The 21172-nt window shown below is 69.1% G+C and carries 20 protein-coding genes and 1 pseudogene; 5 read left to right on the top strand and 16 right to left on the bottom strand.

Translation table 11 applies throughout. The features are described from left to right. The 6 genes from P3W75_RS10825 to P3W75_RS10800 all read right to left on the bottom strand — a co-directional run. Nucleotides 1–1359 (bottom strand): flavin-containing monooxygenase (locus P3W75_RS10825; protein WP_276227379.1); only part of this gene is annotated, 1359 nt, incomplete at its 3' end. Nucleotides 1360–1383: 24 nt separating this feature from the next. After that, nucleotides 1384–2241, bottom strand: a complete 858-nt coding sequence (gene purU, locus P3W75_RS10820) for a formyltetrahydrofolate deformylase (RefSeq protein ID WP_276227378.1) — start codon at nucleotides 2239–2241, stop codon at nucleotides 1384–1386. Nucleotides 2242–2294: 53 nt separating this feature from the next. Then, nucleotides 2295–3425: an aminomethyltransferase family protein gene (locus tag P3W75_RS10815; protein ID WP_276227377.1), complete on the bottom strand. Its 1131-nt coding sequence runs from the start codon at nucleotides 3423–3425 to the stop codon at nucleotides 2295–2297. A 28-nt stretch (nucleotides 3426–3453) separates the two neighbouring features. Beyond that, a complete protein-coding gene (locus P3W75_RS10810; RefSeq protein ID WP_276227376.1) occupies nucleotides 3454–4470 on the bottom strand; it encodes a heme-dependent oxidative N-demethylase family protein in 1017 nt (338 codons plus the stop codon). 11 nt (nucleotides 4471–4481) lie between these two features. Next, nucleotides 4482–5408 carry a PDR/VanB family oxidoreductase gene (locus P3W75_RS10805; protein ID WP_276227375.1) on the bottom strand — a complete coding sequence of 309 codons (927 nt, stop codon included), beginning with the start codon at nucleotides 5406–5408 and terminating at the stop codon, nucleotides 4482–4484. Continuing rightward, a complete protein-coding gene (locus P3W75_RS10800) occupies nucleotides 5405–5938 on the bottom strand; it encodes a dimethylamine monooxygenase subunit DmmA family protein (RefSeq protein ID WP_276227374.1) in 534 nt (177 codons plus the stop codon). The genes P3W75_RS10805 and P3W75_RS10800 overlap by 4 nt, the downstream gene beginning before the upstream one ends. A 253-nt stretch (nucleotides 5939–6191) precedes the next feature. Between P3W75_RS10800 and P3W75_RS10795 the strand changes: the two genes are divergently transcribed. From P3W75_RS10795 to P3W75_RS10785, 3 genes are read left to right on the top strand one after another with little or no spacing between them, the layout of a single operon-like run. After that, entirely contained in the window at nucleotides 6192–7322 is a 1131-nt protein-coding gene (locus P3W75_RS10795; protein WP_276227373.1) for a sensor histidine kinase, read from the top strand. Next, nucleotides 7291–7923 (top strand): response regulator, encoded by a 633-nt coding sequence (locus P3W75_RS10790; RefSeq protein WP_276227372.1) that lies wholly within the window; start codon nucleotides 7291–7293, stop codon nucleotides 7921–7923. Before P3W75_RS10795 ends, P3W75_RS10790 begins: the two co-directional genes overlap by 32 nt. Further along, complete coding sequence (locus tag P3W75_RS10785) at nucleotides 7920–8645, top strand: PAS domain-containing protein (RefSeq protein WP_276227371.1); 726 nt, start codon at nucleotides 7920–7922, stop codon at nucleotides 8643–8645. The genes P3W75_RS10790 and P3W75_RS10785 overlap by 4 nt, the downstream gene beginning before the upstream one ends. Nucleotides 8646–8676: 31 nt before the next feature. Here P3W75_RS10785 and P3W75_RS10780 read toward each other — a convergent pair whose 3' ends face one another. Both P3W75_RS10780 and P3W75_RS10775 read right to left on the bottom strand, forming a co-directional pair. Continuing rightward, nucleotides 8677–9168 carry a hypothetical protein gene (locus tag P3W75_RS10780; protein ID WP_276227370.1) on the bottom strand — a complete coding sequence of 164 codons (492 nt, stop codon included), beginning with the start codon at nucleotides 9166–9168 and terminating at the stop codon, nucleotides 8677–8679. Between the two features lie 288 nt (nucleotides 9169–9456). Continuing rightward, nucleotides 9457–10491 carry an ABC transporter substrate-binding protein gene (locus tag P3W75_RS10775; RefSeq protein WP_276227369.1) on the bottom strand — a complete coding sequence of 345 codons (1035 nt, stop codon included), beginning with the start codon at nucleotides 10489–10491 and terminating at the stop codon, nucleotides 9457–9459. Nucleotides 10492–10714: 223 nt separating this feature from the next. On the opposite strand from P3W75_RS10775, the gene P3W75_RS10770 reads away from it, so the two are divergent. Continuing rightward, the gene (locus P3W75_RS10770; RefSeq protein ID WP_276227368.1) at nucleotides 10715–12202 is read left to right on the top strand and encodes a PucR family transcriptional regulator; all 1488 of its coding nucleotides are present in this window, start codon (nucleotides 10715–10717) and stop codon (nucleotides 12200–12202) included. Here P3W75_RS10770 and P3W75_RS10765 read toward each other — a convergent pair. From P3W75_RS10765 to P3W75_RS10735, 6 genes and pseudogenes are all read right to left on the bottom strand, one after another. Then, nucleotides 12192–12536: a cupin domain-containing protein gene (locus P3W75_RS10765; protein WP_276227367.1), complete on the bottom strand. Its 345-nt coding sequence runs from the start codon at nucleotides 12534–12536 to the stop codon at nucleotides 12192–12194. The genes P3W75_RS10770 and P3W75_RS10765 overlap by 11 nt on opposite strands. A gap of 19 nt (nucleotides 12537–12555) precedes the next feature. Beyond that, entirely contained in the window at nucleotides 12556–13941 is a 1386-nt protein-coding gene (locus P3W75_RS10760; protein WP_276227366.1) for an NAD(P)/FAD-dependent oxidoreductase, read from the bottom strand. Nucleotides 13942–14064: 123 nt separating this feature from the next. Further along, the gene (gene yghU, locus P3W75_RS10755; RefSeq protein ID WP_276227365.1) at nucleotides 14065–14907 is read right to left on the bottom strand and encodes a glutathione-dependent disulfide-bond oxidoreductase; all 843 of its coding nucleotides are present in this window, start codon (nucleotides 14905–14907) and stop codon (nucleotides 14065–14067) included. Nucleotides 14908–15044: 137 nt separating this feature from the next. Further along, a pseudogene (locus P3W75_RS10745) lies at nucleotides 15045–15830 on the bottom strand (methyl-accepting chemotaxis protein); the annotation flags it as partial. 291 nt (nucleotides 15831–16121) lie between these two features. After that, nucleotides 16122–16763 (bottom strand): hypothetical protein, encoded by a 642-nt coding sequence (locus P3W75_RS10740; protein ID WP_276227364.1) that lies wholly within the window; start codon nucleotides 16761–16763, stop codon nucleotides 16122–16124. Nucleotides 16764–16863: 100 nt separating this feature from the next. Continuing rightward, nucleotides 16864–17220: a hypothetical protein gene (locus P3W75_RS10735; RefSeq protein WP_276227363.1), complete on the bottom strand. Its 357-nt coding sequence runs from the start codon at nucleotides 17218–17220 to the stop codon at nucleotides 16864–16866. Nucleotides 17221–17375: 155 nt separating this feature from the next. On the opposite strand from P3W75_RS10735, the gene P3W75_RS10730 reads away from it, so the two are divergent. After that, entirely contained in the window at nucleotides 17376–17693 is a 318-nt protein-coding gene (locus P3W75_RS10730) for a DUF2388 domain-containing protein (protein ID WP_276227362.1), read from the top strand. Nucleotides 17694–17723: 30 nt separating this feature from the next. Here P3W75_RS10730 and P3W75_RS10725 read toward each other — a convergent pair whose 3' ends face one another. Together P3W75_RS10725 and P3W75_RS10720 are read right to left on the bottom strand one after the other, a co-directional pair. Next, on the bottom strand, nucleotides 17724–19334 hold the full coding sequence (locus P3W75_RS10725) for an FMN-binding glutamate synthase family protein (protein ID WP_276227361.1): 1611 nt from the start codon (nucleotides 19332–19334) through the stop codon (nucleotides 17724–17726). Between the two features lie 260 nt (nucleotides 19335–19594). Further along, complete coding sequence (locus tag P3W75_RS10720; protein WP_276227360.1) at nucleotides 19595–20974, bottom strand: L-serine ammonia-lyase; 1380 nt, start codon at nucleotides 20972–20974, stop codon at nucleotides 19595–19597. Between the last annotated feature and the right edge of the window lie 198 nt (nucleotides 20975–21172).

The following is a 21172-nucleotide window of genomic DNA, read 5'->3' as shown; positions in this document are numbered from 1 at the left end:
GCGCAGCGGGTCCGCAGGGCGCTCGGCGAGGTAGGCCTCCAGCGAGTCGTCCAGCGCCTCCAGCCAGGGCGTGTGGTGCGGCGTGGCCAGGGTGCCGGTGATCAGCGAGCGGTGGCACTTGTCGCGGTAGCCCATGATGCTTTCGTACTTGTCCTTCTTCCAGCGCAGGAAGGTTTCGTTCACCGCGGCGATGTCGAAGCTCGGGTAGTCGGTGGCGGCGATCAACTGGCGGATGTACTCGCCCTGGAACTCGAACATCTGCTGGGCGGTTTCCAGGGTTTCCTCTTCCTGGCGCCAGGCCAGGTCCTCGGCGCGCATCACCGCGGGCTCGGGCAGGGCGATGCGCCCGAGGATCACGTCGCGGGCGTACCAGGCCTGGGCGTCGAACATGTTGAAGCTGTACCACTGGTCCTGCATGCCCAGGTACACCAGCCGCGGGTTCTGCTCCCAGAACACGCCCTTGTAGAGGTTCAGCGGCCACAGGCGGTTGGTGGTCTTCAGGCGCAGTTCCTCGGGCAGGAACGGGAAGTGATGCTTGTAGCCGGTGCACAGGATGATGGCGTCGACGTGCCGGCTGCTGCCGTCGGCGAAGAACGCGGTGCTGCCCTGGACGTGGGTCAGCAGCGGTTTCTCCTCCCAGTTCTCCGGCCACTTGTAGGCCATGGGCGCGCTGCGGTAGCAGCTGGTGATGGAACGCGCGCCGTACTTGAAGCACTGCGAGCCGATGTCCTCGGCCGAGTAGCTGCCGCCGACGATGAGCACGTCCTTGCCCTTGAACTCCAGGGCGTCACGGAAATCGTGGGCGTGCAGCACGCGCCCGGCGAAGCTCTCGAAGCCCTTGAAGTAGGGCACGTTGGGGGTGGAGAAGTGGCCGCTGGCGACCACCACGTAGTCGAAGGTTTCGCTGTAGGTGCGGTCGTCGTCGTAGCTGTGGGCGGTGACTTCGAAGGTGCCGCTGGCTTCGTCCCAGGTCACCCCGCGCACCGTGGTGTTGAAGCGGATGTAGGGGCGCACGCCGGCCTTCACCACGCGGCCCTTGATGTAGTCCCAGAGCACTTCGCGCGGCGGGTAGGAGCCCATCGGCCGGCCGAAGTGCTCGTCGAAGCTGTAGTCGGCGAACTCCAGGCATTCCTTCGGCCCGTTCGACCACAGGTAGCGGTACATGCTGCCGTGCACCGGCTCGCCGTGCTCGTCCAGGCCGGTGCGCCAGCTGTAGTTCCACATGCCGCCCCAGTCGGCCTGCTTTTCGAAGCAGACCAGCTCGGGGATCTCGGCGCCTTGCTCCTTCGCCGACTGGAACGCGCGCAGTTGCGCCAGGCCGCTGGGGCCGGCGCCGATGATGGCGACTCGTTGCTGCATGTCCGGTGCTCCTTTGAATGGGGGTCAGGGGAAGATCACGGTCTTGTCGCGGTTGATGAACACGCGGTGTTCGAGGTGGTACTTGAGCGCCCGCGACAGGGCCACGGTCTCGGTGTCGCGGCCGATGGCGACCAGCGCCTCGGGGCTGTAGGCGTGGTCCACGCGCTGCACTTCCTGCTCGATGATCGGGCCCTCGTCGAGGTCGCTGGTGACGTAGTGCGCGGTGGCGCCGATCAGCTTCACGCCGCGCTCGTAGGCCTGGTGATAAGGCTTGGCGCCCTTGAAGCCGGGCAGGAACGAGTGGTGGATGTTGATGGCCTTGCCGGAGAGCTGTTTGCACAGGTCGTCCGAGAGGATCTGCATGTAGCGCGCGAGCACCACCAGCTCGGTGCCGGTCTCGGCGACGATCTTCAGCAGCTCGGCTTCCTGCCGGGCCTTGGTGTCCTTGGTCACCGGCAGGTAGACGAAGCGAATGCCCTCGCGCTCGGCCATCGGCCGCAGGTCGAGGTGGTTGGAGACGATGGCGGTGATCTGCATGTCCAGCTCGCCCTTGGCGTGGCGGTAGAGCAGGTCGGTGAGGCAGTGGTCGAACTTGCTGACCATCAGCAGCACGCGCAGCGGCCGCTCGCCGTCGAACAGCTGCCAGTGCATGGCGAAGGGCACGGCGATGTCCTCGAAGCCGTCGCGCAGGGCCTGCACGTTGGCCTTCACGCCGGTGTCGAAGCGGAACACGGCGCGCATGAAGAAGCGCCCGGTGATCTCGTCGTCGAATTGCGACAGCTCGCTGATGTAGCACTGCCGCCCGGCCAGGTAGGTGCTGACGGCGGCGACTATCCCGGAACGCGCCGGGCAGTCGATGGTGAGGATGTAGTGGGTGTCCATTGGTGGTCTCGCGGCCTGGTGGAAAGCCGCCCGGCGAACCGGGCGGGCGCGGTTCAGCCCTTGGCGGTGCGCTTCTTCTTCTCGGGGTCGTCGAAGGGCAGGGTGTGGGCGATGGCGTTCACCTGCAGGCTGCCGCGCACTTGCAGCGGCACGCCCTGTTCGGCGCAGTCGGTACTCATGCGGGCGATGGCAATGGAGCGTCCGGTCAGCCGCGAGTACATGGCGCAGGTGATGAGGCCCACCTCCTGGCCGGCGTGCCACAGGGTGTCGCCGGCCTGGGCGGCCTGCTCGCCGTCGAGCAGCACGCCGAAGATGCGGAAGCGCTCCTGGCCCTTGAGCCGGTAGTGCTCGCCGGCGCCACGGAAGTCCTGCTTGCCGGGCGACACGGTGAAGTCCAGGCCCAGCTCCCAGAGGCTGTCGCCGGCCTTCTCGTCGGCGAAGGGGTACATCTGCGAGTTGTCGTAGGGGTAGAACAGCAGGTAGCTCTCCACCCGCAGCCAGTCCAGGGCGGTGAAGGCGCAGGGGATGATGCCCAGGCCTTCGCCCTTGGCCAGGATGCCGTCCCAGATCGCCGGGGCGTCGGCGGCCTTGCAGAAGATTTCGTAGCCGCGCTCGCCGGTGTAGCCGGTGCGCGAGATCATCACCGGGCGCTCGAACAGCTTGCCCTGCATATGGTGGAAGTACGGCAGCTCGCGAATGCCCGGCACGTGTTCGGCGAGGAAGTCCACCGCGCGCGGGCCCTGCAGCGACAGGTCGTGCAGGTCGTCGTCGAACAGCACCGCGACCTGCCGGCCCTGGGCCGAGCGGATCAGCATCTCGTGGCCGACGCCTGCGCCGTGCACCACCATGAAGGCGTTGGGGCCGGTGCGGTAGACGATGCAGTCGTCGGCGAACTTGCCGTCCTCGTCGAGCATGCAGGCGTACACCGACTTGCCCGGGTAGAGCTTGGAAATGTCGCGGGTGGTGGCCCAGTCCAGCAGGCTCTCCGCGTGGGGGCCGACGTAGTGGACCTTCTTCAGCCCGGACACGTCCATCAGCCCCGCGCGGGTGCGGATCGCCTCGTGGTGGTCGGCGAGGTCGGTGGCGTAGGTCCAGGCGGTGCCCATGCCGTTCCAGTCTTCGAGTTGCGAGCCGAGCGCCAGGTGTCGTTCGCGCAGGGCGCTGATGCGCCAGGAGTTGGCCATGTGGGGAATCCTCTTGTAGTGGGGGTGTTCAGGCGTGCGGATCGAACGGCCGCAGCCACTCGAGCAGGGCCGCGCGGTAGCGGCTGATGCCCTTGTAGTCGGCGATCGGTTCGGGTAGGTCGCGCAGCACGCGGTGCATGCGTTGCGCCCAGTGCGGTTGGGTGGCCAGCTCGGCCATGCCGATCAGGTAGGTGCGGATGCTGAACAGCACCGCGTTGCTGCGCGGCAGGCGCACCATGGTCTGCAGCTCGACGCGCAGGTGCACCAGGGTGCCGGCGTTCTGCGCGGTGACGGTGCCGCGGTCGGCGCCCCACTCGTGGTAGGTCTCGGGCGAGGTGTCCAGGCGCGGGTTGATGGTCATGGTCCAGTTCAGCCGGCGCACCGGCTGGCCGACCTGGAGGTTCAGCAGGTACTTCAGGGCGCGCTCGAACACGCCCATCTGGTGCGCCATGGGCACCGGCGAGTGCCACTGCTTGAAGCTCATGCCGGCGTCGAAGGCCAGCGACCAGTCGGCCGGCCCGGTGACCATGCCGGCGTCCATGAACAGGTCGGCGTCGCGCTGGTCGAGCAGCGCGAAGTCGCCCTGCACCTGGCGGGTGATGTACTCCAGCGGCTCGCAGGGCAGGGTGCTGGCGTCGCCGTAGGTGAAGCGCTGGTGGATGCCCAGGGCCAGGTTGCGCCACTCCCAGCGGTCGCCGTCGCGGCGCAGCTGGAAGTATTCCGGGTAGTCGCAGGCCAGGTGCTCCATCAGCAGCTCCAGGGTGTCCCAGGCGGCGGGGGCCATGTGCGGCATCACCAGGCAGCGCGTGGGGTCGCGCTCCAGTACCAGGGCGCGTTCGGCGACTTCGGAGCGGTAGTGCTCGTCGATGTCGAACAGGTGCTCGAAGACCGAGCCGGGGTCACGCGGCACCGCCGGCTCGATGTTCACCGAGTACTGGTACCGGTCCTCCGGGAAGGGGAACGGGAAGCGCCGGATCGCCTCCGGGCTGTTGGCGAAGCTGAAGGATTCGCGGTAGCGCTCCACCGGCTTGAGGGTCGGGCTCATGCGTGGTTCTCCTAGAGGTCGAGCAGGATCGAGCCGCAGCCGCGCGACACGCAGGGCATCAGGTGCTCGGCGCGTTGCGGCTGATCGAGGTAGTGGTCGCGGTGTTCCACTTCGCCCTTGAGGTAGCGCGTCTGGCACTGGCCGCAGACCCCGCCGCGGCACAGGTTGGGCACCTCCAGGCCGGCGCCTTCGAGGGCTTCGAGCAGGCTCTGCTCGGCGCCCACCGCCAGTTGCCGGCCGCTGCGCGCCAGCTCGACGCGGAACGGCTGGCCCGGCTCGGGCGCGGCGAAGGCTTCCCAGTGCACCCGCGCGTCGCTCCAGCCCAGCGCCGCGGCCTGCTCGCGCAGCGACAACAGCAGGCGCTGCGGGCCGCAGGCGTAGACGTGGCTGCCCAGCGGGCGGTTGCGCAGTACCTGCTGCAGGTCCAGTGGGCGGAGCGCGCCGTCGTATTCGTGGAGGCGCGCGCCGAGCAGCGCGCGCAGCTCGTCCAGGTAGGCGTCGCTGAGCCCGGCGCGGTAGGCGTAGTGCAGTTCGAACTCGGCGCCCCGGCGCAGCAGTTCGCGGCAGTGGGCGAGGAACGGGGTGATGCCGATGCCGCCGGCCACCAGGATGTGCCGGCGCGCCTCGCCGTGGAGGGCGAACAGGTTGGCCGGGGCGCTCAGGCGCAGGTGGTCGCCGACTTGCAGGTGTTCGTGCAGGTAGCGCGAGCCGCCGCGTGAGCTTTCCTGGCGGCGCACGGCGATGCGGTAGTCGCCGGGTACGCCGGGGTCGCCCAGCAGCGAATAGGCGTTGCGCAGGCCGTTGGGCAGGCACAGCTGCACATGGCTGCCGGCGGAGAAGCCCGGCAGCGGGGCGCCGAGGGTTTCGAAGCGGAACTCGCGGATCACCGGGGTGAGCAGGCGCGACGCGGCCACCCGCACATCGAACAAGGCGCTCATGCGCGACCCTCCGCGTAAGGCCGGTCGGCGTCGGCGCAGACCCCCAGGTAGGCGCCCAGGCGCCGGGAGAAATGCCGGCGTACTTCCAGGCGCACGCCGCAGCGCTGGCAGTCGTGGACATCGCCGGTGCCGCCCGCCTGCAGGCTGGCGCAGTGCACGCAGTACACCGCGCGGCGGCCTTCGCCGTGGCGCAGCAGGTGGATTTCGTCGGCCGCCAGGCCGGCGTTGCGTGCCAGGGCGTGCAGCGGCCAGAGGAAGGCTTCGTCGCCGCTGAGGTACAGCTGCAGGCCGACGCTGGCGCGGCCCAGGCGTTCCAGCAGGGCGCGCTGCAATGCGGCCGGACCGGGGTGGGCGGCGGCGTCCAGCACTTCCAGGGTCTGCACGGCAACGCCCAGACGCTCGGCCAGCTCGCTGGTGAGGGCGGCGTCGGCCACCTGCGCGACCAGCAGCGGCTGGCCGCCGGCCAGGCGTGGCGGGGCGTCGTAGCGGGGCAGGCTGGGCAACGGCGGGGCGCTGGCGGAATCGGTCATGGTTTCCTCGCTGGGCTCTGGCCGCCGCTGCCCGTTCCTGAGGCGCCGGGGCCAAGGTGGCCTTGTGTTGGTGCGCTTCGCGGTGCTCGGCGGCGGTGGCGTTTCGTGTTTCTCGTTGAGGAAAATAATTTCCCCAGACGAATAACCGCTCAATCCGCAGGAGGGGGTATCTCCAAAGGGGTAGGGCGCCGCCGGAGGGGCGACGGGGCATGAAAGTTGCTGGCTCCAGGCACTGGTCGAAGAGGAACGGGGCATGGGCGCAGGGCCGGCGGGCTGGCTGGGCGGATGGCGACGACGCTGGGTGTCGGGCGCCGCCGTGGCCGCGCCGCGTCGCGCCGAGGCCGAGCTGTTGCGCGGCCTGCTCGACGAGCCGGGCAGCTGGGCGCCGCTGGCGCGCCTGTTGGGCGAGCTGGAGGCGGCGCACCCGCGCGCGCTGCCCTGCCTGCTGCTGGACGAGGCCGGCCTGCCGGAACCCTTGCAGCGGCCGGCGAGCTTCTGCGCCGAAGCGGACTGCCCGTTGCGCGACCTGCCGGCGCTGCGCCCCACGCAATGCGCGCCGTGCCGGGCGCGTGGCGTGGCGCGCGAACTGTGGCCGCTGGAGCCGGGCGGGCACGCCGCGCTGGCGATCGACGGCCGCTCGGCCGAGGCCTGCGCGCCGCTGCGCGAGTGGCTGCCGCTGCTCGCCGCGAGCGTCCAGGGGGTGGCTCGCCAGCGCGCGCGGCAGCGCCTGGAGCGCCACGGCCAGGACACCCTGCTGGCCCGCGAGCTGCACGACTCGGTGGCGCAGCAGCTGGGCTTCCTGGCGTTCCAGGCGAGCCGCCTGCAAGGCCAGCTGCAACGCCCGCAACAGGCCGCGCCATTGCTCGAGGAACTGCGCCATGGCCTGCAAGGCGTGCAGCGCCAGGTCCGCGAGCTGATCGGCAACGCCCGCCTCAGCCTCGACGGCCGCAGCCTGCGCCAGTCGCTGCTGGACTCGGTGGAAGAATTTGGCCGGCGCAGCACCATCGTCTTCGAACTGGACAACCGCCTGGCCGACGACCTGCTCGACGACGAGCAGGCCCTACAGGTGTTGCAGATCGTCCGCGAGGCGCTGGCCAACATCGTCCGCCATTCCCACGCGCGCACCGCGCGCATCGACCTGCGCCTGCGCGACGGCGAGCTGTGGGTGAACGTGGAAGACGACGGCATCGGCCTGCGCCCCAGCGGCGAAAGCGGCCATTTCGGCCTGTCGATCATGCGCGAGCGGGCCCTGGCCATCGGCGCCGCGCTGCGCGTGGAAAGCATCCAGCCACGGGGCGCGCGGGTCGCCCTGCGGCTGCCGGGGGTAAGCGGCACTCGCGAGGAGGGCGCCGATGGACAACACCACGCTGCTGTTGATCGATGACCACCCGCTGTTCCGCCGCGGCCTCGCCGAGCTGTTCGGCGAAAGCGGCGAGTTCACCGTGGTCGGCCAGGCGTCCGGCGGCCGCGAGGGCATCACCCTGGCCTGCCAGCTGAGCCCGCAGCTGATCCTGCTGGACCTGCACATGCCCGGCCTCGGCGGCCTGCAGGTGCTCGACGAGCTGCGCCAGCTGGAACTCGACAGCCAGGTCATAGTGCTGACCGCCTCGGCCGACCGTGGCGAGCTGGTGGCCGCGCTGCGCCTGGGCGCCGAGGGCTACCTGCTCAAGGACACCGAGCCGGAGGCGCTGCTGGCCTACGTGCGCGGCTGCAGCCGTGGCTCGGTGCAGCTGGACGACAGCCTGGTGGCGCTGCTCGCCGCGCCGGCGCCGGCCACCCCAGCGGCGCCCGACGACCTCACCGAGCGCGAGGCGCAGACCCTGGCGCTGATCGCCGAGGGCCTGAGCAACAAGCGCATCGCCCGCGAGCTGGGGATCAGCGACGGCACGGTGAAAATCTACGTGAAGAACCTGCTGCGCAAGTTCAACCTGGGCTCGCGCCTGGAACTGGCCGCCTGGGTCCACCGTGGCGGGCGCCTGCAATGAGCGCCGCGGCCCCGGAAGACGACCGCTACCCGGTGGCGCTGCTGCGCCTGGACGCCGGCGGCCGCATCCGCCGGGCCAACCGCGCCTGGCGCGGGCTGATGGGCGAGGGCAGCGTCGGCGCCGAGCTGGCCGCCTACCTGCACCGGGAAGACCTGGCCCACTGGACGGCGGCGCTGCAACTGGCCCGCGCCGAGCCGAGTGGCGCGCGCCAGTGCCTGCGCTTCATCGACCCGGGCGGGCGCCTGCGCTGGTTCGACCTGCACCTGGCCGGCGACGCCGAGGGCGTCTACCTGTCGCTCAGCGACGCCACCAGCCGGCGCCAGCGCGACGCGCGCCTGGAAGCCAGCCGACGCGGCGCCGCCAGCCTGCTCGACGGCCTGCCGGGGCTGATCTATCGCGGCCGCAACAACCGCCAGTGGACCATGGAATTCGTCAGCGCCGGCTGCCTGCAACTCACCGGCTACCCGGCGGACTACCTCACCGACACCTACGAGCACAGCTACAGCACACTGATCCTCGAGGAGTACGCCGAGTACGTGTGGTCCGAGGTGCAGCAGGCCCTGCTGCGCCGCGAGCCCTACGAGCTGGCCTACCGCATCCGCTGCGCCGACGGGTGCATCAAGGACGTCTGGGAGAAGGGCGTGGGCATCTACTCCGACACCGGCGAGGTGCTCGGCATCGAAGGCGCGATCTTCGAGGCGGTGGCCGCCGCGCGGGAGTGATGGCGCCGGGGTGCGAGTCCCCGGCGACGGCTCAGGCTGTAGTGCTGACCGAGGTGCCGCTGGTGCTGCTGCCGGACTCGGTCAGCGCCTCGGAGTAGGCGGCGGTAGCTGCCGCCACCGCGGCGGAGGCGCTGGACACCTGCGCCTGGGCGGCCTGCTGCTGGATCTGGCGGGCCTGCTGCGCCTCTTCGCTGTCGTTGCCGCCGCCCTGGCTGGCCTTGGCCAGCTGCTGCTCGGCTTCCTGCAGCTCCTTCTGCGCCTGCTCCATGGCCTGCTTGAGCTTTTCCAGGGTGCTGTCGGTGCTGCTGCTGGAGCTGCTGCCGCTGGCCCCGCCCGCGCCACCGGCACCACCCGCGCCGCCGGCGCTCTTGGTCGAACCGCTGGCGCTGGTTTGCGAGGTGCTCGTGGCGTCGGCGGTGGTGATGCTGTCGTCACTGGTCGAGGTAGTGGCGCTCGACGAGCTGGAGGTCGTGGTGTAGCGGATGCTCATGCTGCTGGTAGTGGCGGCGGTGATGCTGGTCATGGGGAATTTTCCGCGTAAGGATGGACGTCCGAAGTGACGGCCGGCGCGGCGGTTTTTTGAGCGTCAGTTGTTATCGACTTGGTATCGAAGCGGGTACTTTCCAGGGTTCGTGGCGGCGCCGGAGTTCAGGACGGACGGCGGATAACGCCACAGGCGTTATGCGCCCTACGGGTTTGAACCTCCGCACGCGCCGACCTGTGCGTAGGGCGAATAACCGTTCGCGGTTATCCGCCGTTGCCCGGAACGCCGATGCCGGTGGACGACGGCGAATAACCGCTCGCGCGGGGCTCAGCGCGCCGCCCAGGCGTTGAAGCGTTGCTGCAGCTGCTCGCCGTGGTCGGCCCAGAAGCCCGCGTCCATCGCCAGCTGCTTCTCCAGGTTCTGCGGTGCGCTGGGCAGGTTCTGGCTTTGCGCCGGGGTCAGCTCGGCGGCGGCGGCGAGGTTCACCGGGCCGTAGGCGATGTGGTCGGAGTAGGCCTTCTGCTGCTGGGTCTGCAGCACGAACTGGATGAACTTGCGGCCTTCCGCGGCGTTCTTCGCGCCCTTGGGAATGGTGAAGGCCTCGATGTCGTAGATGCCGCCGTTCCACACCACCTTCAGGTTGCTTTCGTTCTGCACGGCGGAGATGCGCCCGTTGTACACGGCGCTCATCACCACGTCGCCGGACATCAGGTACTGCGGCGGCTGCGCGCCGGCCTCCCACCACTGGATGTACGGCTTGATCTCGTCGAGCTTGCGGAACGCGCGGTCCTGGCCTTCCTTGGTGGCGAGCGTGGCGTAGATGTCCTTGTTGGCCACGCCGTCGGCCATCAGCGCGTACTCCATGGTGTACATCGGGCCCTTGCGCAGGCCGCGCTTGCCCGGGTACTTCTTCACGTCCCAGAAATCGGCCCAGCCGGTCGGCGCGACCTTGAGCTTGTCGGCGTTGTAGGCCAGCACCGTGGACCAGACGAAAATCCCCGCGCCGCAGCTGTGCACCGCGCCCTTGATCAGTTGCGGGGTCATCGCGGCGATGGCCGGGTCGTCGCCGACTTCCTCCAGCAGGCCTTCGTCGCAGGCGCGGGTCAGCTCCGGCATTTCCAGCTCCACCACGTCCCAGGACACGCTGCCGGTGTCGACCTGGATCTTGATCTTGGCCATCTCGCCGTTGAACTCGTCGGCGATGATCCGCGTGCCGGTCTGCGCGGTATAGGGCGCGTAATAGGCTTGCTGCTGGGCGTCCTTGTTCGCACCGCCCTGGGAAACCACGGTGAGGTCGGCCAGCGCGCTGGTCGAGAGGGCGATGAGGGAAACGGCGAGGGCACTGCTCAGGGGCTTTGGCATTGTTATGGGCTCCGATGAGGCATGGTGGGCGGCGTGAAGAACCGGCCGGGCGCGTGGTGAGGGGGACGCGGCCTGGTCTCCAGTCTCCGCGCCGTCCGCGGCGGGTGACATCAGACGGATTTACAAATCGCCCCGCTGTGGTTCATACCTTTGTACGGAATCCAGGATTCCGGGCCGGTGCGATCCTCCGCCCGACCCGCCACCCCCGTTCGTTGGAGACGCCATGCCGATTTCGATCCAGGACATCCTCGACGACCCCGCGCTGTCCACCCGCCTGGTCAGCGGCGCCGGGCATGCCGGGCGCATCCTGCGCTGGGCGCACGTCTGCGAGCTGCCCGAACCGTCGCAGTGGCTGGGCGAGGGCGAGCTGCTGATGACCACCGGGCTGGGCATCCCGGTCGGCGACGAGGCCCAGCGCGAGTACGTCGAACGCCTCGCCGGCGCCCGCGTCGCCGGGCTGATGCTGGGCGAGAACATGCGCGCGCCGGCGAAGCTCGACGCGCTCTACGACACCGCGCAGCGCCTGGACTTCCCGCTGTTGCTGATCCACGAGTCGGTGCCGTTCTCGGCGGTGGCCCGGGCGATCATCGACGCCAGCAAGCGCGAGGAACAGGAGCGTCGCGGCGCGGTGACGCGCATCTACGAAAGCGCGCGCATGGGCCTGCGCAACCTCGGCCTGGAGTTCCTCCTGCAACGCCTGGCGCTGGACGTGCGCGCCGAGCTCTACCTGTTCGACGCCGCCACGCTGGAGCCCTGGCATGCCGGCCTGGCGCCGTTGCCGGGGCACTGGCGGGCGTTGCTCGGCAAGCGCAGCAACACCGCGACCACGGTGACCCGCCACGCCTCGGAGGAGGGCGAGGCGCTGGTCATGTCGTTGCCGTCGGTGCCGGCCTGCAAGATTCTCGCGAGCGGCGGCGGCCTGCTCGACTATGGCCTGTTGCACCACGTGACGGCGGTGCTGGGCATCGAGCTGGAGCGCCAGCAGGTGGAGCACGAGCGCGTGCTGCGGCAGGGCTGGGAGCTGCTCGACGACCTGCTGCAACAGCGCCTCAGCGAGCGCCCCGCGCATGAGCGCCTGGGCGCCATGGGCTACGCGGTGGGCGAAGTGGTGTTCGGCGTCGCCCGTTGCGCGGCGGAGCCGCCCGAGCGCTGGCTGCAGCGCCTGCACCTGCAAGGCGTGGCGCTGCTGGCGCGGGTGCAGGGCGAGGAGCTGATCCTGCTGCTGGCCTCGGCGGAGGCGGCCGAAACGGTGCAGCGGGCGCTCGGCTGCGCGCTCGGGCTGTCCAACCCGCTCGGGCATTCCGGCCGCACCAGCGAAGCGCTGCGCGAGGCGCGCCTGGCGTTGGCCCATGCGTCGGCTCAGCACCCGGTCGCCCACTACGCGCGCGCCGCCGGCGAGTTGCTGTGGCTGCCGTCGAGCCTGGAGGAGGCGCAGCTGGTCTACCGCCGCGCGCTGGGGGCGCTGGCCGACTACGACGGCGAGCACAACGCCCAGTTGTTGCACACGCTGCAGCTGTTCCTGGAGCAGAACCGTTCCTGGCAGAAGACCGCCGAGCGGCTCAACGTGCACCGCCAGACCCTGGTCTACCGCATCCGCCGCATCGAGGAGATCAGCGGCCTCTCGCTGGATTCCACCGAGGACGTCGCCGTGCTCTGGATCGCCCTGCGCGCGGCGCGGATAGCCGGCCTTGGCGCCGGCCTCAAGGCATGATCAGGAAACTCTTGCGCAGGGTCTCGCGGATGTCCCAGGTGCCGTGGCAGTTCGCCGGGAACAGGATGGCGTCGCCAGCGCGCAGCTCGATCGGTTCGCCGTCATCTGGGATGAAGAAGCCATGGCCGCTGATGAAGTGGCTGAACTCGCGCGCCATCACCTGGCGGCGGAAGCGCCCCGGCGTGCATTCCCACACGCCGGTGCTGAGGCCGTCCGGGCCCTCGGCGGCGTAAGTCGCCGCTTCGGCGATGGGCGTGCCGAGGGGTTCCTTGGCCGGCACGCTGGCGGGCAGGGCGAAGCGGCTGGTATCGGGCAGATGGATCGGGCGGGGCATGCGGTTCTCCTTGGCGTGCTCAGACGCTCTTGTCTTCCAGGCCCACGGGGGCGAATTTGGCCAGGCGCAGGTCGATCCAGGCCGGCTTGCGGTTCTGCGCTTCGCGCGCCTCCTTGCGCTGCACGGCGCCGCGCACCAGCAGGCCGCCGAAGTAGCGGATCGGCTCCGGCGGGAAGCGCTTGGGCTGGCGCCCGACCAGGCCGCAGCGGCTCCATTCGTCGTCGCGGCCGAGCACCAGGCTGGCAAGGATGCGCCCGCCCAGGCGGCTCGGGCCGACGCCGTTGCCGCTCCAGCCGATGCCGTAGAAGATGTGCGGCGCGCCTTCGAGGTGGCCGAACACCGGCATGCTGTCGTAGGTGCGGTCGATCGGCCCGCACCAGGTATGGCTGATGGCCTCGTCGGCCAGCTCCGGGTAGGTGCGGCGGAAGTCCTGCTCGGTTTCCTCGCTCAGCTTCGGGTTGTCGTCGAAGCTGGCGTCGATGCGGCTGGCGTAGTTGAGCATGCCGGTGCCCTTGCCGAAGACGATGCGGCCGTCCCGGGTGGTCCGGTAGAAGTCCACCATCAGCTGCGAGTCGGTGATCGACTCGCCGCCGGTCCAGCCGATCTGCTCCAGGCGGCGGGGGATCGGGTTGGTCGCCACCAGGGTGCTGGTGACCGGCAGCACGACCCGGCTCAGCTCGGGAATCTGCGCCGCCCAGGCGTTGGTGGCGAGCACCACGCGCGGCGCGGTGACCGAGCCGTTGGGGGTGCGTAGCACGCACGGCTGGCCGCGCTCGATGTCGTCCACCGAGGTGTTCTCGAAGATCCGCACGCCCTTCTCCAGCGCCACCCGGCGCAGGCCACGGGCGAGGCGGGCGGGCTGGACCGTGGCGTTGCTGTCCTCGATCACGCCTTCCAGGTGCTCGCGCGAGCCGGCGCGGCGCATCACTTCGAGGTCCGGCAGGGAGCGGAAGACCTTGGCACCGAGCTTCTCGCAGGTGCGCTGCACGCCTTTCCAGGAGCCGCGCTGGGCGTCGCTGGTGGCGGTCCAGAGCCAGCCGCCGCGGCGGAAGTGCGCGTCGATGCCATGCTCGGCGCAGAACTCGCCGATCTCCGCGATGTTCGCCTCCGAGGCCCGCGCCAGGCGCAGCGCTTCCTCCTGGCCGCACTGCGCCACCAGCGAACTGATCTTCGGCCACCAGGACATCACGAAACCGCCGTTGCGCCCGGACGCGCCGCCGCCGCAGATATCCCGTTCGAGAATCGCGATGCGGCAGTTCGGTTGGAGCTCCAGCAGGCGCAGCGCGGTCCACAGGCCGACGAAGCCACCGCCGACGATGGCGACGTCGACGACCAGGTGCTCCTGCAGGGGCGCGCTCGGGGTGAGTTCGTCGGCGATTTCCTGGAGCCAGAGGGAGCGTTTCATGGCGAGAGTCCATGGGGTTGTTGTTTCCCGTTACTCTCGCCCCGGCGTGCGGCCTTACCTATCGTCCATTCCTAACGTTCGAGCCGGGTCGTTCATACATTTATATGAACGGGCGGGCTTGCCTCAGCGCTTGAAGTCACTGGCCGAGTGGCGCTCGGGCACCTGCTCGGTTTCCTCGCCCCAGGTCCGGTTGACCCGCACGCCACGGCGCACCGCGGGGCGCTGGGCGATCTCGTCGGTCCAGCGGCGGACATGGGTGTAGGTCTCGACGTCGAGGAATTCCGCGGCGTTGTACACCTGGTTGTTCAGCAGCGCGCCGTACCAGGGCCAGATCGCCATGTCGGCGATGCTGTAGTCGTTGCCGGCGATGTAGCGGTACTGCGCCAGCTGGCGGTCGAGCACGTCGAGCTGGCGCTTGACCTCCATGGCGTAGCGGTCGATCGGGTACTCGAATTTTTCCGGCGCGTAGGCGTAGAAGTGGCCGAAGCCGCCGCCGAGGAAGGGCGCGCTGCCGACCTGCCAGAACAGCCAGTTCAGGGTTTCGGTGCGCCCGGCGATGTCGGTGGGAATGAAGCGCCCGAACTTCTCGGCGAGGTACAGCAGGATCGAGCCGGACTCGAAGAGGCGCAGCGCCGGGGTGACGCCGGTATCCAGCAGGGCGGGGATCTTCGAGTTCGGGTTGACCTCGACGAAGCCGCTGCCGAACTGCTCGCCCTGGCCGATGCTGATCGGCCAGGCGTCGTACTCCGCCTCGGCCAGGCCGAGTTCCAGCAGTTCTTCGAGGAGGATGGTCACCTTGACGCCGTTGGGCGTGGCCAGCGAGTACAGCTGCAGCGCGTGCTTGCCGCGCGGCAGCGGCTGGTCGTGGGTGGCGCCGGCGACGGGGCGGTTGATGCTGGCGAAGGCGCCGCCGTTGCTCTTGTCCCAGGTCCAGACGCGCGGTGGGGTGTAAGTGGGGTTCGCCATGTTCGGTCCTCGCCTCGGGCTGTGGTCGGCCGCCTGGGGGGCGGCCCGTTGCGCCCAGTGTGCCCCGGACGACCCCGGCGTGGTTAGCCCGCGCGCGGAAAAAACGCGCGCCCGGCTCAACCCTGGCCGCGTTCCTTGAGCATCGACTGGATGTGCAGTACCGAGTCCTGAGTGCGCTTGGCCAGGTTGCGCACCTCGTCCGCCACCACGGCGAAACCCCGGCCCTGTTCGCCGGCCCGCGCCGCCTCGATGGCCGCGTTGAGCGCCAGCAGGTTGGTCTGCTCGGCGATGCCCTTGATCACCCCGGCCATCTGCGAGATTTCCGCGTAGGTGTTCTGGATGCTCACCTGCTCGCGTTCACGCAGCGCCTCGGCGGCCTTCTCGTCGGTGATCTCGCGGGTGGCCCCGGTCACCCGCAGCAGCACGCCGTTGGCGTCGCGCAGGCAGCGCCCGCGCTCGCGGAACCAGAGGTCACCACGGGTCTTGTGGCGCATGCGGTATTCGACGACGTAGACGCGCTGCCCGGTGGGGTCGGCCATCATCTCGCCGAAAGCGTGCATGACCCGTTGCTGGTCCTCGGGCTGGGTGATGGCGAAGTAGCTGTCCCAGCCGTCGGGGAACTCCTGGCGGTTGTAGCCGATCAGCGAGCGGAACTGATCCGACCAGCGAATCACGTTGTCCGGGTGGTCGGGGTCGCCGCCGACCACGCTGAGGTCCCAGCAGCCTTCGGTCAGGGTCTGCTTGGTCAGCTCCCAGACCTGCGCTTCCTCCAGCAGGCGCGCGCGTTCGTCCTCCAGCGTGGCGGCCCATTCCTCTGCACGCTTGAGCGCCTGTTCGGACTCGGCCCGCTGCGTATCGCGCTCGCGGAGCGAGGCCTGCAGCTGCAGTACCTGGCTGTCGTCGACGGGGGAGCGCTGGGCCATCTCGCGCTTGAGGCTGGCCAGGTCTTCCTGCCAGTGGCTCTGGATATCGCGCAGGGCGAGGGCGAGGTCCTGGTGGCGGCTCAGCGCGGCATAGTCGCTCGGGCTACGCCAGTTCCCCGCCAGCCACTGCCGGCACAGCTCGCTCACTTCCCCCGCCAATCCCCTTGCGCCCTTTGCGAACCACATGCCCAGCACTCCTCGCCAATTGCCCATGATGTTGAATTGATATGAAACCATATTTTATAGGTAAAAAGTGGCGAAAGGGGAGTATCAGGGACAGCGTGGCGACCTTCACGGTTTGGGAGCCTGGTCCCAGTGAGTAAAGTCCGTGGAGGGGGTCGTGTTGGTCGAGACGCAGACTCCGCCTTTGACTTCGGCGTCAGGCGCGGACTCCCGGGGGCTCAATTCCTGGACCACGACCCGACACAGATTGATCGCCAGCGCTCCCGGCTTGGAAAACACAGCGAAGTAGGCTTCGTATTCCTTGCCCGCCTCTGGTACGAATACCCGGGTTGGCGGCACGCAACTGGGGCCATGCATGGGGTTGCCGAAAGACAGGTTCACGGCGGTCTGCTGGCCGGCGGGGATCACGAATTCGCCGTACATTTCCTCGCGCGACAGGTTCCCGGAGTGCCAGGAAGGCGTCATGCCTATGCTCTCGTAGTAGTGTCCCCAGAAGCCGATATTGAAGAGGTCGGTGACACTCATGGTCCGCAGCTTTTTCTGCGGGATCACATCGAAGCCCTTGTAGGCCGATTTGTCTTCGCACCGGCCGCCAACGCTGATCGCCGCGGTTTGTTCCGGCTTGACGAATACCCTGATACGCGCCGTGGTGGTCGGATCGTACTTTGCCTTCTCCGTTTCGTTGACTTTCCCGGTGGTGCAGGCTGAGAGGAGGGCCGTCGAGATTAATAGTGCGGGTGTGAGTCTCATGTTCGCTTCCTGCAGGTATGCAAAATTCCAATTGTTCGTTCGTGCTTGATGACTTTCGTGTGTCGTCAGGCGCGCCGGAGCAAAGCCGCTGCTCCTTCATTCATTTGCGCACGTAGCTCTTGCGCCCGCTCGGCGTCAGGCAATAAACCCCGCCCCGAGGACCGGTGCAGAACGAGCCGGAGCCACAGGTGCAGCCGCCCGACGAGTCGCTGAACCGTTGCGGCGAGAGAATCGCCTGGCTGCGAGAGCTGCCCGAAGCGCCGAAATGGGCCGAGCAGCTCTTTTTCGATCCGCTGATCGAACCGTCATTGCAGAGGAAGAAGTCGCCGTCGCAACGGGCGATGCCACCCTTGCTGCCGGAGCAGGGTGCATTGCCGGCGTGGGCCGGCAGCGCCAGCGCGGCGAGCGCGATGGCGAGGGGAATGAGCAGGCGTAGCGGTCCGTGCACGTCGGGCATCCTTGCAGGTGGTGGCGCAATGCTATCTTTCCGGGCCGTGGCGCGACAAGGACAATGCGTGGGGCCGGGCGCCCGCACATGCGGCTTTCACACCGAATCGATCTTCGGGTAAAACGGACGACGCATCGGATAAGCCACTGGCCAGGGACGACGCCATGAAACCACTACGCAGCGCAATGATCGCCGCCCTCCTGCTCGCCGCCGGGCAGGCCTGGGGCATGGACGGCAAGGGCAATTCCTCCGACCACTTCACCGTCGCCACCAGCGTTGGCACCGCCGCCCTCAGCGAATCCACCAGCCGGCCGCTGCAGGCCTACCGCGAGGCCCGCGACGATGCCCTGGCCTACGTGGCTTCGGGCGGCGCCATCCACGGCGCGCAGCTGGAGCGGGCGCTGCGTTGTTATCGCAGCGCGCATCCGGGTTCGGCGATGAGCGACATGCAGGTGGCCCAGGCCATCGCCAGCCTGGGCTGAGCCCGGCCGTCGCGGCCGGGCGGGGGCGCCTCAGGCGGCGTTGGCCTCGAAGCTGTCGCTGCGCGCCATGCGCCACATGCGCTCGTAGAACTCGCCCTCGATGTTGCCGCTGAGCAGTTCACCGGGCTTGAGGAAGTAGTGCAGGTGGGCGAACAGGCGGATTTCGGTGGACGATACGCGGCGCACCAGGTGCTTGGCCTCGACTTCCTCGGGGTGGCGCAGGCCGGCGGCGGCGAGCATCTCGGCCAGGGCCTTGAGGGTGTTGCGGTGGAAGTTGTAGACCCGCTCGGCCTTGTCCGGCACCACCAGGGCGCGCTGGCGCAGCGGGTCCTGGGTGGCCACGCCGGTGGGGCACTTGTTGGTGTGGCAGCTCTGCGACTGGATGCAGCCGATGGCGAACATGAAGCCGCGCGCCGAGTTGGCCCAGTCGGCGCCCATGGCCAGCACGCTGGCGATGTCGAAGGCGCTGACCACCTTGCCGCTGGCGCCGATGCGGATCTTGTCGCGCAGGTTCAGGCCGACCAGGGTGTTGTGCACGAACAGCAGGCCTTCGCGCATCGGCAGGCCCATGTGGTCGACGAACTCCACCGGCGCCGCGCCGGTGCCGCCTTCCTTGCCGTCGACCACGATGAAGTCGGGGAGGATGCCGGTCTCGTGCATGGCCTTGGCGATGCCCATGAACTCCCACGGGTGGCCGATGCACAGCTTGAAGCCCACCGGTTTGCCGCCGGACAGCTCGCGCAGGCGCACGATGAAGTCGAGCAGCTCCTTCGGCGTGCTGAACTCGCTGTGGCTGGACGGTGACACGCAGTCCTGGCCCATGGGCACGCCACGGGTGGAGGCGATCTCGGCGGTGACCTTGTGCTTGGGCAGGATGCCGCCGTGGCCCGGCTTGGCGCCCTGGCTGAGCTTGATCTCGATCATCTTCACCTGCGGGTTGGCGGCCTGGGCGGCGAAGCGCTGGGCGTCGAAGCGGCCTTCGTCGGTGCGGCAGCCGAAGTAGCCGCTGCCCAGTTCCCAGGTCAGGTCGCCGCCGTATTCGCGGTGGTAGGGGCTGATGCTGCCTTCGCCGGTGTCATGGATGAAGTTGCCCATGCGCGCGCCCTTGTTCAGCGCGCGGATGGCGTTGGCGCTCAGCGCGCCGAAGCTCATCGCCGAGATGTTGAACACCGAGATGGAGTAGGGCTGCTTGCACTCGGGGCCGCCGACCAGCACGCGGAAGGTGCTGGGGTCGGCCAGCGGCGCCGGGCGGATGGAGTGGGCGATGAATTCGAAGCCCGCCTGGTAGACGTCGATCAGGGTGCCGAACGGCTTGTCGGCGCTTTCCTGCTTGGAACGGGCGTAGACCAGGCCGCGCTGGGCGCGGGAGAACGGCAGGGCCTCCTGGTCGCCTTCGAGCAGGTACTGGCGGATTTCCGGGCGGATGCCTTCGACCAGGTAGCGGATGTTGCCCAGGATCGGGTAGTTGCGCCGCACCGCGTGCGGCTCCTGCATCAGGTCGAAGACCCCGAGCAGGCTCAGGGCCAGGGTCAGCAGGGTGAAGGGCCAGACCCAGTCATGCCCGAGGAACGGCAGGCTGAGCAGGGTGAAGAGCACGCAAGCGGCGAAGAAGGCGTAACGGCTGAGCAGCGACAGGTTCATGGAATCTCCAGTCGTCGGGCGAATTTCACGGTGGGGGTTACCGGCGGTGCCAAGGCGAACCGCCATTGAGCATGGCAGGCGTTGCGCCGCTTCGCTCGGGCGGAGGTCAAAGGGCTTGGCGGTGGCGGCGGATTCTTGTGATGGGCGTTGCGCGGACGAACTTAGCCCGGCGGCACGGAAAAAGAAAGCAAGCTAACGATATTTTCCGATCGTGCAACAGCTTGTCTCGAAAGCGCGAACAATCGGCCGCCGACGGTTGTTCAACAGGCGATGACGTTCACCGCCAGGCCGCCGCGCGAGGTCTCCTTGTACTTGTCCATCATGTCGCGGCCGGTGTCGCGCAGGGTGTCGATGGCCTTGTCCAGGCTGACCAGATGCTGGCCGTCGCCGCGCAGGGCCAGTTGGGCGGCATTGATGGCCTTGAGCGAAGCCATGGCATTGCGCTCGATGCAGGGCACCTGGACGAGGCCGGCGACCGGGTCGCAGGTCAGCCCGAGGTTGTGTTCCAGGCCGATCTCGGCGGCGTTCTCGACCTGCTCCAGGCTGCCGCCGAGCACTTCGGCCAGGCCCGCCGCGGCCATGGCGCAGGCCGAGCCGACCTCGCCCTGGCAGCCGACCTCGGCGCCGGAGATGGAGGCGTTGAGCTTGCACAGGATGCCGATGGCGGCGGCGCTGAGCAGGTAGCGCTCGATGGCGTCGGACTGCACGTCGGGCTGGAAGCGCGCGTAGTAGTGCAGCACCGCCGGGACGATGCCGGCGGCGCCGTTGGTGGGCGCGGTGACCACGCGGCCGCCGGCGGCGTTCTCCTCGTTCACCGCCAGCGCCCAGAGGTCCACCCAGTCCATGGCGCCGAGGGTGCTGGCGATCAGGTTGCCGCTGCCGGCCTCGTTGAGCCGGCGGAAGAGCATGGGCGCGCGGCGGCGCACCTTGAGGCCGCCGGGCAGCGTGCCTTCGGTTTCCAGGCCGCGCCGCACGCAGGCCTGCATTTCCGCCCAGATGTGCGCGAGGCCGGCGTGGATTTCGGCCTCGCCGCGCAGGCTCAGCTCGTTGGCCCACATCAGCTCGCTGATGCGCCGGAAGCCGTTGGCGTGGCACAGCCGCAGCAGTTCCTCGGCGCTGTGGAAGGGGTAGGGCATGGGGTTGTCGGGCAGCGCCCGCTCGGTGTTGAAGTCGGCCTCGTCGACCACGAAGCCGCCGCCCACCGAGTAGCAGGTGCGCTCGGCCAGCGCGTGGCCTCCGGCGTCGAGGGCGCGCAGGCGCATGCCGTTGGGGTGGGCGGGCAGGCTGCCGGCGTGGAACAGCAGGTCGCGCCCGGGGCTGAAGTCGATGACGTGCTCGCCGTCCAGGGCCAGGCTGTGTTCGGCGAAGATGGCGTCCACCAGCGGCGCCAGCGCGGCGGGGTCGGCGTCCGCCGGGTCGACCCCGAGCAGGCCGATCAGGCAGGCGCGGTCGGTGGCGTGGCCCTTGCCGGTGGCGCTGAGCGAACCGTAGAGGTTCACTTCCACCCGCGCCACGCGGGCCAGCTTCCCGGCGCCGCGCAGGCCCTCGACGAACTCGCGGGTGGCACGCATCGGCCCTACGGTATGCGAGCTGGAAGGGCCGACGCCGGGCTTGAACATGTCGAAGACGCTGAGGGTCATGGCTGCGTTCCTCCTGCCTTCAAGCATGGACCCGTTCGTGGGGATGGTCGATGCGAAGGCGCACGGACAACAGGACACAACCCCGTAGGAGCGCGCCATGCGCGCGATTCGCGGGCGTGGCCCGCTGCTACGGGGGGCAATACCTCGCGCCCGGATATCCGCCGCCATTCGTGTCACCGGGATGTCCGGCATGGCCGG

This window comes from Pseudomonas citronellolis (assembly GCF_029335315.1).
Classification (GTDB): Bacteria; Pseudomonadota; Gammaproteobacteria; order Pseudomonadales; family Pseudomonadaceae; genus Pseudomonas; species Pseudomonas citronellolis_A.
This window is presented reverse-complemented; position numbering and strand designations above follow the sequence as displayed.

Excerpts from the sequence above, each read along its gene's own strand:
- P3W75_RS10735 (WP_276227363.1), bottom strand. The coding sequence starts at position 17,220 with ATGCCCGACGTGCACGGACCGCTACGCCTGCTCATTCCCCTCGCCATC.
- P3W75_RS10795 (WP_276227373.1), top strand. The coding sequence starts at position 6,192 with ATGGGCGCAGGGCCGGCGGGCTGGCTGGGCGGATGGCGACGACGCTGG.
- P3W75_RS10720 (WP_276227360.1), bottom strand. The coding sequence starts at position 20,974 with ATGACCCTCAGCGTCTTCGACATGTTCAAGCCCGGCGTCGGCCCTTCC.
- P3W75_RS10790 (WP_276227372.1), top strand. The coding sequence starts at position 7,291 with ATGGACAACACCACGCTGCTGTTGATCGATGACCACCCGCTGTTCCGC.
- P3W75_RS10775 (WP_276227369.1), bottom strand. The coding sequence starts at position 10,491 with ATGCCAAAGCCCCTGAGCAGTGCCCTCGCCGTTTCCCTCATCGCCCTC.
- P3W75_RS10760 (WP_276227366.1), bottom strand. The coding sequence starts at position 13,941 with ATGAAACGCTCCCTCTGGCTCCAGGAAATCGCCGACGAACTCACCCCG.
- P3W75_RS10800 (WP_276227374.1), bottom strand. The coding sequence starts at position 5,938 with ATGACCGATTCCGCCAGCGCCCCGCCGTTGCCCAGCCTGCCCCGCTAC.
- purU (WP_276227378.1), bottom strand. The coding sequence starts at position 2,241 with ATGGACACCCACTACATCCTCACCATCGACTGCCCGGCGCGTTCCGGG.
- P3W75_RS10765 (WP_276227367.1), bottom strand. The coding sequence starts at position 12,536 with ATGCCCCGCCCGATCCATCTGCCCGATACCAGCCGCTTCGCCCTGCCC.
- P3W75_RS10740 (WP_276227364.1), bottom strand. The coding sequence starts at position 16,763 with ATGAGACTCACACCCGCACTATTAATCTCGACGGCCCTCCTCTCAGCC.
- yghU (WP_276227365.1), bottom strand. The coding sequence starts at position 14,907 with ATGGCGAACCCCACTTACACCCCACCGCGCGTCTGGACCTGGGACAAG.
- P3W75_RS10785 (WP_276227371.1), top strand. The coding sequence starts at position 7,920 with ATGAGCGCCGCGGCCCCGGAAGACGACCGCTACCCGGTGGCGCTGCTG.
- P3W75_RS10805 (WP_276227375.1), bottom strand. The coding sequence starts at position 5,408 with ATGAGCGCCTTGTTCGATGTGCGGGTGGCCGCGTCGCGCCTGCTCACC.
- P3W75_RS10730 (WP_276227362.1), top strand. The coding sequence starts at position 17,376 with ATGAAACCACTACGCAGCGCAATGATCGCCGCCCTCCTGCTCGCCGCC.
- P3W75_RS10810 (WP_276227376.1), bottom strand. The coding sequence starts at position 4,470 with ATGAGCCCGACCCTCAAGCCGGTGGAGCGCTACCGCGAATCCTTCAGC.
- P3W75_RS10725 (WP_276227361.1), bottom strand. The coding sequence starts at position 19,334 with ATGAACCTGTCGCTGCTCAGCCGTTACGCCTTCTTCGCCGCTTGCGTG.
- P3W75_RS10815 (WP_276227377.1), bottom strand. The coding sequence starts at position 3,425 with ATGGCCAACTCCTGGCGCATCAGCGCCCTGCGCGAACGACACCTGGCG.
- P3W75_RS10770 (WP_276227368.1), top strand. The coding sequence starts at position 10,715 with ATGCCGATTTCGATCCAGGACATCCTCGACGACCCCGCGCTGTCCACC.
- P3W75_RS10780 (WP_276227370.1), bottom strand. The coding sequence starts at position 9,168 with ATGACCAGCATCACCGCCGCCACTACCAGCAGCATGAGCATCCGCTAC.